Origin of the sequence: Mycobacterium sp. (genome assembly GCF_035499775.1) — a bacterium.
In the GTDB taxonomy this organism is placed as follows: Bacteria; Actinomycetota; Actinomycetes; order Mycobacteriales; family Mycobacteriaceae; genus Mycobacterium.
The window spans coordinates 1-12,432 of sequence record NZ_DATJYB010000542.1 but is presented as its reverse complement, the minus strand read 5'-3'; the positions used below and the strand labels follow the sequence as shown (position 1 = coordinate 12,432).

Annotated in this window: 13 protein-coding genes; 6 read left to right on the top strand and 7 right to left on the bottom strand. The window is 69.0% G+C overall.

Annotation, left to right across the window (positions count from 1 at the left end; genetic code table 11):
• Both VML93_RS33060 and VML93_RS33055 read right to left on the bottom strand, forming a co-directional pair.
• A partial coding sequence (locus tag VML93_RS33060; RefSeq protein ID WP_325617216.1) for a TIGR03089 family protein occupies window positions 1–462 on the bottom strand: 462 nt, incomplete at its 3' end.
• The gene (locus VML93_RS33055; RefSeq protein WP_414686511.1) at window positions 450–1,913 is read right to left on the bottom strand and encodes an LCP family protein; all 1,464 of its coding nucleotides are present in this window, start codon (window positions 1,911–1,913) and stop codon (window positions 450–452) included. The genes VML93_RS33055 and VML93_RS33060, both read right to left, overlap by 13 nt.
• A gap of 85 nt (window positions 1,914–1,998) precedes the next feature.
• On the opposite strand from VML93_RS33055, the gene rfbD reads away from it, so the two are divergent.
• From rfbD to VML93_RS33040, 3 genes are read left to right on the top strand one after another with little or no spacing between them, the layout of a single operon-like run.
• Window positions 1,999–2,880 carry a dTDP-4-dehydrorhamnose reductase gene (gene rfbD / locus VML93_RS33050; protein WP_325617212.1) on the top strand — a complete coding sequence of 294 codons (882 nt, stop codon included), beginning with the start codon at window positions 1,999–2,001 and terminating at the stop codon, window positions 2,878–2,880.
• On the top strand, window positions 2,873–3,778 hold the full coding sequence (locus tag VML93_RS33045; protein WP_325617210.1) for a glycosyltransferase family 2 protein: 906 nt from the start codon (window positions 2,873–2,875) through the stop codon (window positions 3,776–3,778). Before rfbD ends, VML93_RS33045 begins: the two co-directional genes overlap by 8 nt.
• A 1-nt stretch (window position 3,779) precedes the next feature.
• Window positions 3,780–4,850, top strand: coding sequence for an NDP-sugar synthase (locus tag VML93_RS33040; protein ID WP_325617208.1), 1,071 nt, complete (start codon window positions 3,780–3,782; stop codon window positions 4,848–4,850).
• A gap of 53 nt (window positions 4,851–4,903) precedes the next feature.
• Here VML93_RS33040 and VML93_RS33035 read toward each other — a convergent pair whose 3' ends face one another.
• The 4 genes from VML93_RS33035 to cofD are packed head-to-tail and all read right to left on the bottom strand — an operon-like array spanning window position 4,904 to window position 9,364.
• Window positions 4,904–5,449, bottom strand: coding sequence for an NUDIX hydrolase (locus VML93_RS33035; RefSeq protein WP_325617206.1), 546 nt, complete (start codon window positions 5,447–5,449; stop codon window positions 4,904–4,906).
• Window positions 5,446–7,029 (bottom strand): class I SAM-dependent methyltransferase, encoded by a 1,584-nt coding sequence (locus tag VML93_RS33030; protein ID WP_325617204.1) that lies wholly within the window; start codon window positions 7,027–7,029, stop codon window positions 5,446–5,448. Before VML93_RS33030 ends, VML93_RS33035 begins: the two co-directional genes overlap by 4 nt.
• Window positions 7,026–8,369, bottom strand: a complete 1,344-nt coding sequence (locus tag VML93_RS33025; RefSeq protein WP_325617202.1) for a coenzyme F420-0:L-glutamate ligase — start codon at window positions 8,367–8,369, stop codon at window positions 7,026–7,028. Before VML93_RS33025 ends, VML93_RS33030 begins: the two co-directional genes overlap by 4 nt.
• Complete coding sequence (cofD, locus tag VML93_RS33020) at window positions 8,366–9,364, bottom strand: 2-phospho-L-lactate transferase (protein ID WP_325617200.1); 999 nt, start codon at window positions 9,362–9,364, stop codon at window positions 8,366–8,368. The genes VML93_RS33025 and cofD overlap by 4 nt, the downstream gene beginning before the upstream one ends.
• Before the next feature lie 409 nt (window positions 9,365–9,773).
• On the opposite strand from cofD, the gene VML93_RS33015 reads away from it, so the two are divergent.
• Window positions 9,774–10,139, top strand: coding sequence for a WhiB family transcriptional regulator (locus VML93_RS33015; protein ID WP_325617198.1), 366 nt, complete (start codon window positions 9,774–9,776; stop codon window positions 10,137–10,139).
• 14 nt (window positions 10,140–10,153) lie between these two features.
• Here the strand turns inward: VML93_RS33015 and VML93_RS33010 are convergent, their stop codons facing one another.
• The gene (locus VML93_RS33010) at window positions 10,154–10,576 is read right to left on the bottom strand and encodes a metallopeptidase family protein (protein ID WP_325617217.1); all 423 of its coding nucleotides are present in this window, start codon (window positions 10,574–10,576) and stop codon (window positions 10,154–10,156) included.
• 161 nt (window positions 10,577–10,737) lie between these two features.
• Here VML93_RS33010 and VML93_RS33005 point away from each other — a divergent pair, with 161 nt between their 5' ends.
• Window positions 10,738–11,205 (top strand): DUF3499 domain-containing protein, encoded by a 468-nt coding sequence (locus tag VML93_RS33005; protein ID WP_325617196.1) that lies wholly within the window; start codon window positions 10,738–10,740, stop codon window positions 11,203–11,205.
• Between the two features lie 205 nt (window positions 11,206–11,410).
• On the top strand, window positions 11,411–12,432 hold a 1,022-nt coding region (locus VML93_RS33000), incomplete at its 3' end, for a phosphomannomutase/phosphoglucomutase (RefSeq protein WP_325617194.1).

Genomic DNA, 12,432 nt, shown 5'->3' with positions numbered 1-12,432 from the left:
GACGATCTGGTCGCCGTGTACCCGCACCGCGGTCGCGTAGTCGGTGACGCCGAACGGCAGGTCGGGTGCGGGGCGCCCGAACGCATCCAGCGACAGCACCGCCACCTCGCCGCCCGAGCCACCGGCAACGGCCGCGTCGGCCTCCTCCAGCCGGTCGGATGTGCACAACGCAATATCCGCCGAACCGTCCAGCACCACCTCGGCGCCGATCCACCACACCCCGAACAGCACCGCCGCCGTCTGCCAGTGCGCCGGCAGCAGGACAGCGACGCGGCTCGACGTCCCGGCGCCCAGCTCGTCGCGCAGCAGGTTGCCGGTTTTGGCGGCCCAGTTGGCCATCGTCACCGCGGAAAGCTCGACGCGCTCGCCGGTGGCATCGTCGTAGTAGGTGATGCGCGGCCCGACCGGGTCGCTGCGCAGCATCGGGTCCAGGATCGCCCCAGACAGCGTCAGTTGATGCATTCCGGCTTGTCGGAGCCGGCAGTGAGGATCGGCGACGGCGGGGGAGCGGCGCCGTCGGGAGCTCCGCCGCCCGACACGCGTGCCGGCGCCACAGAACCCGAAAGCCCGGAGCCCGGGCCGGTGTAGTCGTTGGCCAGCACCACCTGCACCGTTCCGGCGGGTATCGACGCGTCCGCGACGACCGCCAACCCGCCCAGCTCCTTGGCGACTTCCTGGGCCCCCAGGTCGTCGGGCTTGGCCGCGCGCACCTGGCTGCTCTTGACGTGGCCGCCTTCGTTGTTGCCGACCGAGCCGGCGGTGAATCCCTTGGCGGTCAACACGTCTGACACCGCGGCGGCCAGGCCGTTGATGTCGGTGGCGTTGACGACGCTGGCGGTGGTCTTGCCATGCGTGTAGGCAAGCTGTTCGGTCTTGCCCTGCGCCTGTTCGTGCAGCAGCCCGCCGACCCAGTCCTGAACCTGGTGCGGATCGACCCGCACCACGCTTTGCATGCCGTCGTCGCTCCAGCCGGAGCCGTCCAGCACCGGGATGGTGGCGAAGGCGACCTTGCCGCCGGCCAGCTTTTGCATCTGCTGGACGAAATCCATGATGTCCCAGCCCGAGGACAGCACCACCGAACGCTGGACGGCAGCCTCCAGCCGCTTCAGCGTCGCGGGGCTGGACAGCGTGTGCCCGGAGATGACCCGATGCGCCAGCGAGGCCATCACCGCCTGCTGACGCACCACCCGGTCCAGGTCGCCGCGCGGCAGCTCGTGGCGCTGGCGCACGAAGCTCAACGCCTGCGGACCGTTGAGCCGCTGCCGTCCGGCCGAAAAGTCGGCACCCGAAAGCGGTTCGAACACAGCCTCTTTGAGGCAGACGTCGACGCCGCCGAGCGCATCGGTGATCAACGCGAAACCGAGCAGTCCGATCTCGGCGTAATGGTCGACGGTGACGCCGGTCAGGTCGGCGACGGTCTTGATCAGGGCGTCGCGACCGGCCTCGGTGCCCTGCGCGGCGGCTTCGTTGGCCGACGCTCCGGCCTGGACGAGGCGGGTCCGCTTGATCTCGCGGGTTTGGCCGTAGACGCCGTTGATCTTGGTCTTGCCGAGACCAGGCGCCTGGACGTAGGAGTCCCGCGGAATCGAGATCGCGGTGGCCGACATCCCGTTGTTCGGGATCCGGATCAGGATGATGGTGTCGGTGTTGGTGGCTTCCTCGTCACCGGCCTTCAACGCCGACAGTTCCTGGGGCGACAACGGGTTGCCGTGCGCGTCGGTGCGGCTGTCCAGGCCGACCAGCAAAATGTCGATGGCGCCATCGTCGCCGCCCTTGCCCAGCGAGGGCGCCGACATGTGGAAGATGCCGTCCTGGAACGACTGGACGTTGCTCCACGCGACCCCGGTGGCGACGACGACGAATACAGTCAGCGCAGTGGCAACCACACGAACCACACGTTGCACAGGCATCACATTAGGTTACTTGCGACACACCCGCTTCGCGGGAAGCTAACCCCGGCGTGCCCGAGGCGCGTGCGGGGCGTGCCAGACTCGAACCATGTCGGGGAGGCTTGTGATCACCGGTGCGGGCGGCCAGCTTGGCAGCTGTCTGGCGGCACGGGCTGCTTGCGAGGGCCGTGACCTGGTGGCATTGACCTCGTCACAATGGGACATCACCGACCCGGGCGCCGCCGAGCGGATCGTGCAGAACGGTGATGTGGTGGTCAACTGCGCGGCTTATACGAACGTCGACGCCGCCGAGAGCGACGAGGCGGCCGCGTTCGCGGTCAATGCCGCCGGTCCGGAGCACATCGCGCGGGCCTGCGCGCGCGCCGGCGCCCGGCTGATCCACATCTCCACCGACTTCGTGTTCGATGGCGACTTTGACGGCTCCGCGCCGCGTCCGTACGAGCCCAGCGACAAAGCCGCGCCGCAGGGCGTATACGGCCGCAGCAAGCTCGCCGGCGAACAGGCCGTGCTGGCGGCGCTGCCGGAAGCCTGCGTGGTACGCACGGCGTGGGTCTACACCGGCGGGACCGGCAACGACTTCGTCGCGGTGATGCGCCGGCTGGCCGCCGGGGACGGCCCGGTGGACGTGGTAGACGACCAGACCGGATCGCCGACCTACGTTGCCGACCTGGCGGACGCAGTGCTGGAGGTGGCGGACGGTCGCGTGCACGGGCCGGTGCTGCACGCCGCCAACGAGGGGGCGGTTTCGCGATTCGAGCAGGCCCGCGCGGTGTTCGAGGAATGCGGTGCCGATCCGCAGCGGGTCCGGCCGGTCAGCAGCGCGCAACACCCGAGGCCGGCGCCCCGGCCGGGCTATTCCGCGTTGTCCGGCCGGCAGTCCGCCGCCGCGGGCCTGACGCCGCTAAGACCCTGGCGCAGTGCGCTTGTCGCTGCTCTGGCAGCCCGACCGTTACCCTCTACGCGTGACTGACGTGCTGCCGGTCGTGACGGTGACCTACTCGCCGGGCCCGCATCTGGAGCGGTTCCTGGCTTCGTTGTCGCTGGCCACCGAGCGGCCGGTGAGCGTTCTGATGGCCGACAACGGTTCCACCGACGGAACACCGCAGGCCGCCGTCGAGCGCTACGACAACGTGCGGCTGTTCGAGACGGGCGCCAACCTCGGGTACGGAACCGCGGCGAATCGCGCGATCGCCCAGCTGGACAGCGACCAGGACGCCCAAGAATGGGTGATCGTGGCCAACCCGGACGTGCAGTGGGGACCGGGCAGCATCGACGCGCTGCTGGACGCCGCCACCCGGTGGCCCGGCGCCGGTGCGCTGGGACCGCTGATCCGCGACCCCGACGGCTCGGTGTATCCGTCCGCGCGGCACCTGCCCAGCCTGATCCGGGGCGGCATGCACGCGGTACTCGGCCCGTTCTGGCCGCGCAATCCGTGGACGGCGGCCTACCGCCAGGAGCGGCTGGAGCCCAGTGAACGCCCGGTGGGCTGGCTGTCCGGGTCGTGCCTGCTGGTGCGGCGGTCCGCGTTCAACGAGGTGCGCGGATTCGACGAGCGCTACTTCATGTATATGGAGGACGTCGACTTCGGCGACCGGCTCGGCAAGGCCGGCTGGCTCAGCGTCTACGTGCCGTCCGCCGAAGTCCTGCACCACAAGGGCCACTCCACCGGCAGCGACCCGGCAACTCACCTGGCGGCCCACCATCAGAGCACCTACCTCTTCCTGGCCGATCGACATCCGGGTCTGTGGCGGGCACCGTTGCGGTGGACGCTGCGGGCGTCGCTGGCGGTGCGCTCGCGGCTGATGGTGCGCAGTTCACTGCGCAGGTCCCGGAAGCAAGAGCCGAAGCTCGCAGAAGGGCGGCACTGAGTTGACTAAAGTCGATGCGGTGGTGTTGGTTGGCGGTAAGGGCACCCGGCTGCGGCCGCTGACCCTCTCAGCGCCCAAGCCCATGCTGCCGACCGCCGGGCTGCCGTTTCTCACCCATCTGTTGTCGCGGATCGCGGCGGCGGGCATCGAGCACGTGATCCTGTCCACGTCGTACAAGGCCGCGGTGTTCGAGGCCGAGTTCGGCGACGGGTCGAAGCTGGGCCTGCAGATCGACTACGTGACCGAGGAGCAACCGCTGGGGACCGGCGGCGGCATCGCCAACGTCGCCGACAAACTGCGGCACGACAACGTGATGGTGTTCAACGGCGACGTGCTGTCCGGCGCCGACCTGGGCCAGCTGCAGGAGTTCCACCACGCCAACGAGGCCGACGTCACGTTGCACCTGGTGCGGGTGGGTGACCCGCGGGCCTTCGGCTGCGTGCCCACCGAGGACGGCCGGGTGCTCGCCTTCCTGGAGAAGACCCAGGATCCGCCGACCGATCAGATCAACGCCGGCTGCTACCTCTTCAAGCGTGCGGTAATCGACCGGATCCCTCGGGGCCGCGAGGTGTCGGTCGAACGCGAGGTGTTCCCCGCGCTGCTCTCCGATATCCACATGAAGATCTGCGGCTATGTCGATGCCACCTACTGGCGCGACATGGGCACGCCAGAAGACTTCGTGCGCGGATCGGCCGACCTGGTGCGCGGGATCGCGCCGTCGCCGGCGCTGAGCGGCCACCGTGGCGAGCAATTGGTGCACGACGGCGCGGCGGTGGCTCCCGGCGCGGTCCTGATCGGCGGGACGGTCGTCGGGCGGGGCGCCGAGATCGGCGCCGGTGTCCGGCTGGACGGTGCGGTGATCTTCGACGGGGTGAAGGTCGAGGCCGGCAGCGTCATCGAGCGCTCGATCATCGGCTTCGGTGTGCGCATCGGCCCGCGGGCGCTGATCCGCGACGGTGTGATCGGCGACGGCGCCGACATCGGTGCCCGCTGCGAGCTGCTGCGTGGTGCCCGGGTGTGGCCCGGTGTCTCCCTCCCCGACGGCGGCATCCGATACTCGTCCGACGTCTAGCCCTCGCCGCGCGCCGTCGAGCGTGAGGCCGGCCGCATGCTCGACACCGAACGTCAAGCTGGCCGCACGCTCGTCGTCCGCCCAACCAGATACGCCAGCGCGTGATCGGTTCCGGGCGGCAACGCGTCGGCCGGCCACCACTGCAGGTCGTCGGACTCGTCGCTGAGCGCGATCTGCGCGCCGGCCGGCGCGCGTGCCACGAACTGCAGGTCGAGATGGCGGGTCGGTACGCCCAGCGAGCACGTGACGGGGTGGACGTGAATGGCGGCCAGTTCGGGCGCGATCCGCAGGCCGGCGACGCCGGATTCCTCGGTGGCCTCGCGCAGGGCCGCCACCACGATGTCGTCGTCGTCCTGCTCGCAGTGCCCGCCGAGCTGGACCCAGCGACCGAGGCGCGGATGCAGGGTGAGCAACACCTGAGTGCCGGTGTCGTCGAGCACCAGCGTCGAGGCGGTGACGTGGCCGGGCACGCACTCGCGAAGGCAGGCGTCGGCGCGGGCCTGCACGAAGGCCAGCACGGCGTGCCGCAGCGAGTCCTGGGCCGGGTTGGGCGCCTGCCAGTCGGTCAGGATCGCGATCGCCGATTCCCGCACGCTCACCGGGATCCCCGCTTCGTCCGGCGATCGCGCAGCGCGACCCACGCCGACCGGCAGTGCGCCACGAAGTCGCGCGACAAGCCGAGCCCGTCGATCAGGACGCGACGGTCCACGATGTCGAGCGCCTTCTCAATCTCGTTGGCCTTCAACAACAGATCGACGTCGGCGGCCAGTCCGGCGTCGGCATGGGTGGGCGGCGGAATGGGTAGCTGCTCGGCTTCAGCGGGTTCCAGTTCCAAGATGCCGCCTCCGTAACTGCGGCCCATGATCTCGGCGAAGGCGAACGTCGCGCTGTTGTGGAAGACGGTCGCCAGCGCGGTCGGGTCTACCTCCGACGCGAGCCGGACCCGATGGACGGTGTCGGTGCTGGTCGCCGCCGCCGCGTTGACGGTCAGCCGCGGCGCCAGGTGGATCTGGCGCAGCAAGAACAGGTCGGGAACCCACAGCGACGGCGTGGTCCACCACGGCTTGCGAATCGAGCACTTGTAGCCCCGGTGCACACCGGCGGCCTCGCCCGCGTCGATATGCGCGACCAGCGCCGGGTCGGTCGGATGATGCGGCGCGTCGAGCAGCCAGGTCCGGTGGTTGGCAGCGACATCGCTTGCGCGGCTGTCGATGTCGTAGACCAGGCCGCACAGCTGCGCGCTGCGCGAGACGAGCGGAACGCAGTGTGCCCGCAGCCCGAGTGCCTCGGCTTGGGCATCGGTGAAGGTGAAGAAGCTGTTGCGGCCCGTCACGATGCCGACGTCCACGTCCGCGATACCGCCCAGCCGCGTCATAGCGCCGGACTGCTTGAGCCTTCGCAGCACCTCGATCTGAGTGGGGCGCAGGAAATACTTGGTCCACTTCTCCTTTTCGTAGTGCAGGGCCGGGCCCGAACGAACGCGCTCGACGTCGAGATCCGCGCCGGCGAGCGCGTCGGTGTCGCTGAGATGGACCGTGCGGATCTGCGCCGGTCCCGGACCGGCGACACCGCAGAACAGCACCACTTCTTGCAGGATGCCGTCAAACACCAAGCGCCGGAACGTCAGTAGCGTGATCTCGCGGAAACGGCTCAGCAGCAGATCACGCAACTGCGCGGCATAGCTGACTTGGAGCAACTCGGCGGGAAGCACCAGACCCACCCGTCCGCCGTCGCGCACCAGCGTCGTGCTCGCGACGACGAACGGGACCCAGGCGTTGGTCAGCCTGGTGGGGCGCAGCCCCTCGCGTCGCATCAGCTCCAGGGCGGGCTCGCGCTGGTCCGATGGCCAGTTGCCGAACCGGATGTAGGGCGGATTGCCGGCGACCCCGTCCCAGTCGCCGGCGCCGCTGCCCAGCCAGGTGAACAGGTTCTGGGCGTCGACGGGAGCGAACGCCCGCGACTTGGCCGCCTCGGCCGCGACGAGTTCCACGCCGTGTGCCTGGCTGCTGAGTGCGGCCAGCTCACGAAGGATCGCGCCGTCGCCGCAGGACGGCTCCAGAATCCGCGGACCGGCCTGGCGCACCCAGCGGGCCAGGAACCGGGCGACGGGTGCCGGGGTGTAGTAGCCGCCGCGGATCTTGTCAGCCGAGGCCGCCGCCTTGCCCGCGAACGCGTTCACTTGCGGATCAGCAGGTCCGTGACGGGGACCGGGTCGCGCGGGCCCGAAGCCTGCTCGAAGGGGTAGCCGATTGCTATGGCGCCCAACGGCTCCCAGTCCTCCGGCAGCTCCAGCTCGGCGCGGACGAGGTCGGCGGCGAAGATCGTCGAACCGATCCAGCAGCTGCCCACCCCGCGCACCGCCAGGGCGACCAGCAGCCCTTGCACGGCCGCTCCCACCGCGACGGTGAACATGGTGTGTTCGGCGTCGGTGCGGGCGGCATCGGGGTAGGCGTGTGCACCGTCGGGAACCATGAACGGAATGACGACCTCTGGTGCGTCGTAGAGGATCTGGCCGCGCGCCAGCCGTCGTTCGACGGAGTCGGCGGGTCTGCCGTCGCCGGTGAGGTCGGTACGCCACTTGTCTTTCATGCGGTCCAGCAGCCGGGTCCGGGTGGATTGGGTTTGCAGCCACACGAACCGCACCGGCCGGGTGTGGTGTGGGGCCGGCGCGGTGAGGGCCTCGGCCACGGCGGCCTCGACCAGCTCCGGCGGCACCGGCTCGTCGCTGAACTGGCGCACCGACCTGCGCAGCAGCTGGGCCTGCTGGCGACCCAGCGCCAGCGCTTCGGCGGTGCCCAGCCAGAACAGGTCTTCGGGACCGGGCCGCAGCAGTTGCCGGGCCGTCGAGCCGTCATCGCTGACGGAAAGGCCGCGCACCACCGCCACCGGCAGCGCGGTCAATTTGCCCTTGACCAGATCGGCCGCCGCGGACACCTCGTCGGCGACCGCGATCTCGGTGACCACCAACTCGTTGCCATGCCGGTCGACCGCGCCCGAATAGTTGTGCAGCACAGCCAAACCTGCCGAGCCGACGGCGGCGTCGATCTGTCCGTTGCGCCAGGCGCGGCCCATCGTGTCGGTGATCACCACGGCGACGGTGACGCCGAGCCGCGTGCGCAACTCGGCGCGCAGCCCCGCCGCGCTGGCGTCCGGGTTGACCGGCAGCAGCGCGAGCTCGTCGCGGCCGACGTTGGATCCGTCCACTCCGGCAGCGGCCTGAATCAGCCCAATCCGGTTCTCGGTGATCAGGGTTCGGCCTTTGCGCGCCAGCACGCGCACCGCTTCGTCGTCGACCAGCTTGCGGCGCAAACGGTCTCGGCTCTCTTCATCCAAGGGTGCGGGCACCAGCCGACCCTCGCACTTGGACACCACCTTGCTGGTGACCACCACGACATCGCCGTCGAGAAGCCACGGCGCGGCCTGCGCTATGGCAGCGGCCAGATCGTCGCCGGGCCGGAATTCGGGAAGCCCGGTGACAGGCAGGATCTCGATCGTGGAGCCGGTGCCATGCTCGGTCACCCTGTCACGCCCGCCAGCTTCAGCCCGGCGCTCACCATCGCCGCCGTCGCCTCCGGGTCGCTCATCAACAGCGGTATCGACCGCACCGCGACCCCCTCGATTTCGGCTTCGGCCTTATCGCCCTCATGCACCAGCCAGCAGTCCAGTATCCCGGTGCCGCTGCGTCCCCCGTAATACTGGCCGACCGCCTGTGCGGTGGACTCCACCCCGATCACGCGCAGGCACGCATCGGCCATGCCGCGCAACGGCTTTCCGCCGATGATCGGCGAGTAGCCGACGATCGGCGCGCTGGCCGCCCGCAGCGCCCCGCGAATGCCGGGGACGGCCAGGATGGCGCCGACGCTGACCACCGGATTGGACGGGGCCAGCATGATGACGTCGGCCTCGGCGATGGCCGTTACCGCTTCGGTTGTGGCGCTGGCCTTTTCGGCGCCGACGAAAGCGAAGCTGTGGGTCGGCACCTGGGCGCGGTAGCGCACCCACCATTCCTGGAAGTGGATCGCCCGCCGGTTGCCGTCGACCGGATCGGTGATCACCACGTGGGTCTCGCACCGGTCGTCGCTGGCGGGCACCAATCGCGCACCGGGCTGCCAGCGGTCGCACAGTGCCGTGGTGATCTGCGAGAGCGGGTAGCCGGCGTTCAGCATCTGGGTGCGCACCAGGTGGGTCGCCAGATCGCGGTCGCCGAGTTCGAACCAGTGGGGCTGCATGCCGTAATGCGCCAGTTCCTCCTTGGCATGCCAAGTTTCGTCACGGTGACCCCACCCGCGCTGCGGGTCGACGCCGCCGCCGAGCGTGTACATGCAGGTGTCCAAATCCGGGCAGACCCGCACTCCGTGGATCCAGGCGTCGTCGCCGATGTTGACGACGGCGGTCAGCTCGTGGCCGGCGTTCGGCCATTCTGGCGAGGCGAACTGACCCAGACCGAGCAGTTGTTGCACCCCGAGCAGGAAGCGGGCGCCGCCCACTCCACCGACCAGAACGGTGACCTTCACATCGCTTGACAGTACTGCCCGGTGCGGATGCGGGGACTTGCGGGACAGCGTCGGCGCGGCGCGGCCCTCGCGCTGCGAATCCGGCGACGGACTGATATTAGTGATAATGCAAGTGGCTGTTGGGGCCATTGTGACTGGCGGGGAAGGCAATTGTGAGCAGTCGCACTAGACACGCCGAAGTCCAACGGTGACAGAAACGCCGAAATTTGATCACGAGATGATATGGAAATGCGCCAAAATGCTTGACCGGACAGGTTCACCCGTGTCTAATCACATCAGTGTCATTTCCCGGTTGGCCGGCCGGTTCCGGTGTCGCAGACCGAGATTCGATCACTTGTTCGAATGGTCTGTACATCACAACAGTGGGAAACATTCACTCTCCCAAAGGATCTGAGGAGGCGGACGAAGCATGTCCTACGAGCACCTTCGGGGTGCGCTGGCAAGCACACCGCATACCACAATCGGCTTGCCGCCGGCGGCAATTACTCGACCGCATTTGAGTGTTGTTCCCGAAGCGCCCGCTGCATTCGACCCCGAACCGCTTCCGGAACTGACCCCGGATCAATGGCAGGACCGCGCTTTGTGCGCCCAGACGGATCCCGAAGCCTTCTTTCCGGAAAAGGGCGGGTCGACCCGCGAGGCCAAAAAGATCTGCCTGGGTTGCGAGGTGCGGCATGAGTGCCTGGAGTACGCCCTCGCGCATGACGAGCGCTTCGGCATCTGGGGCGGCCTCTCCGAGCGCGAGCGTCGCCGCCTCAAACGCGGCATCGTCTGACCGGCGGATCGCAGTCAGTCGTCGTCGATCGTCGGATCGATGACCGAGGGCTCAACGTCCAGATAGATGGCGACCTGAGCCACCAGGATTTCATGCAGCAATTCGGCGAGTTCGATGGTGTCTTTGGCCCGTCGCTCGATCGGCTTGCGGAACAAGACAATTCGCGCCCGCGTCGAGTTGCCCCGGATGTCCACGCCGGCCGGGATCAAGCGGGCGAGCGCTATCGGCCCGTCGGCGATGACCTCGGGCGGCCACTGCACACTCTCGGGGTCCTTGGCGGCGATGCGGGGGATCTCGTCGACCGCGATGTCGAGGTCGGCCACTCGATCCCGCCAGCGTTGCTCGATGGGTTCGTAGGCTTCCAGCACGGCCATGTCGAAACGCTCGGCGCGGCTGCGCCACCCCGGCACCGTCGGCGGCAGCAGCGGGCCGCGCATATCCCGGCCCCGTCGGTGGGCCGCCCGGTGCCCGGACCCGCCGTCCCGCGGGTCGCTGCGCGAATCGCCCACGCGCCGATGGTAACGGTTACACATCCCGGCGCGACCGGTTGCGCGTGTCCGGCGCTTCGGCGGCGTTTCCGCACGATAGCCTTTCGATCGTGAACGTTCCCCGTCGCTGTTGCAGGCCCGGGTGTCCGCACTATGCCGTGGCGACGTTGACGTTCGTGTACTCGGACTCGACGGCGGTGGTAGGTCCACTTGCGACGGTGCGGGAGCCGCACTCGTGGGATCTGTGTGTCGGCCATGCCGGTCGGATCACCGCGCCGCGCGGGTGGGAACTCGTGCGCCACGCCGGACCCTTGTCTGAGCCCACCCATCCCGACGAGGACGACGAACTGGTGGCGCTGGCGGACGCGGTGCGCGAGGGTGGCCGGAGCGATGCGGGCGGATCCGGGTTTGGTGGGACAGGCGTGTCGCTGAACGGCTTTCCCCCGGGCGACCCCGGTTACGTTCACCATGCGGGCGCCCATGCGACCGCGCCCAGCAGCGGCCTGCTGGCACCGCCCGAACATCGTTCCGGCCGCCGCCGCGGACACCTGCGCGTCTTGCCCGACCCGGCCGACTAGCGCCGGCCAAGCGTCCGCAAATTGCCAGAAATTCGCGTGGATCGCGTGCATATGCGGCCGCTCACGAAGGGCAATTAGCTAACGGCTGGGGGCTGGGCGCCGAACTGTTCGAGACCGTTCCAGACCGTCGCGACCCGCAGTCGGCCCGGGCCGTTAGGCTGGCGGCAAAGAGGCCGAACCAGTCAAGTCGTCAGGAGCCAACCGCATGTCTCGGACCGCCGCGGCTGTCCACCGTGTCATCAAGGCATATGACGTACGCGGGTTGGTCGGTGAGGAGATCGACGAGTCGCTGGCCACCGAGATCGGTGCCGCCTTCGCCGGGTTGATGCGTGCCGAAGATGCGCGCCAGGTGGCGATCGGCCACGACATGCGGGACAGCTCGCCGTCGCTGGCCGCCGCCTTCGCGGCCGGGGTGACCGACCAGGGTCTCGACGTGGTGCGGATCGGGTTGTCGTCCACCGATCAGCTCTACTTCGCCTCGGGGCTACTGGATTGCCCCGGCGCGATGTTCACCGCCAGCCACAACCCGGCGGCCTACAACGGCATCAAGCTGTGCCGGGCCGGTGCCAAGCCGGTCGGCGCGGAGACCGGGCTGACCCTCATCCGCGACGAGTTGATCGCCGGAGTCCCGGGCCATCACGGTCAACGCGGGACGGTCACCGACAGGGATGTGCTGAACGACTACGGCGTGTTCCTGCGTTCGCTGGTGGACACGTCCGGGCTGCGTCCCTTGCGGGTGGCCGTGGACGCCGGCAACGGCATGGCCGGCCACACGGCACCGGCCGTGCTCGGCGCAATCGGCTCGATCACGTTGTTGCCGTTGTACTTCGAACTCGACGGCGCATTTCCCAACCACGAGGCCAACCCGCTGGACCCGGCGAACCTGGTGGACCTGCAGGCCTACGTGGGGGATACCGGCGCCGATATCGGGCTGGCCTTCGACGGGGACGCGGACCGGTGCTTCGTGGTCGACGAACGCGGCCGGCCGGTTTCGCCGTCGACGGTGACCAGCCTGGTGGCGGCCCGTGAACTCAACCGCGAGATCGGCGCCACCGTCATCCACAACGTGATCACTTCGCGCGCGGTTCCCGAACTGGTGACCGAGCGCGGCGGCACACCGCTGCGCTCCCGGGTCGGACACTCCTATATAAAGGCGCTCATGGCCGACACCGGCGCGATCTTCGGCGGTGAACACTCGGCGCACTACTACTTCCGTGACTTCTGGGG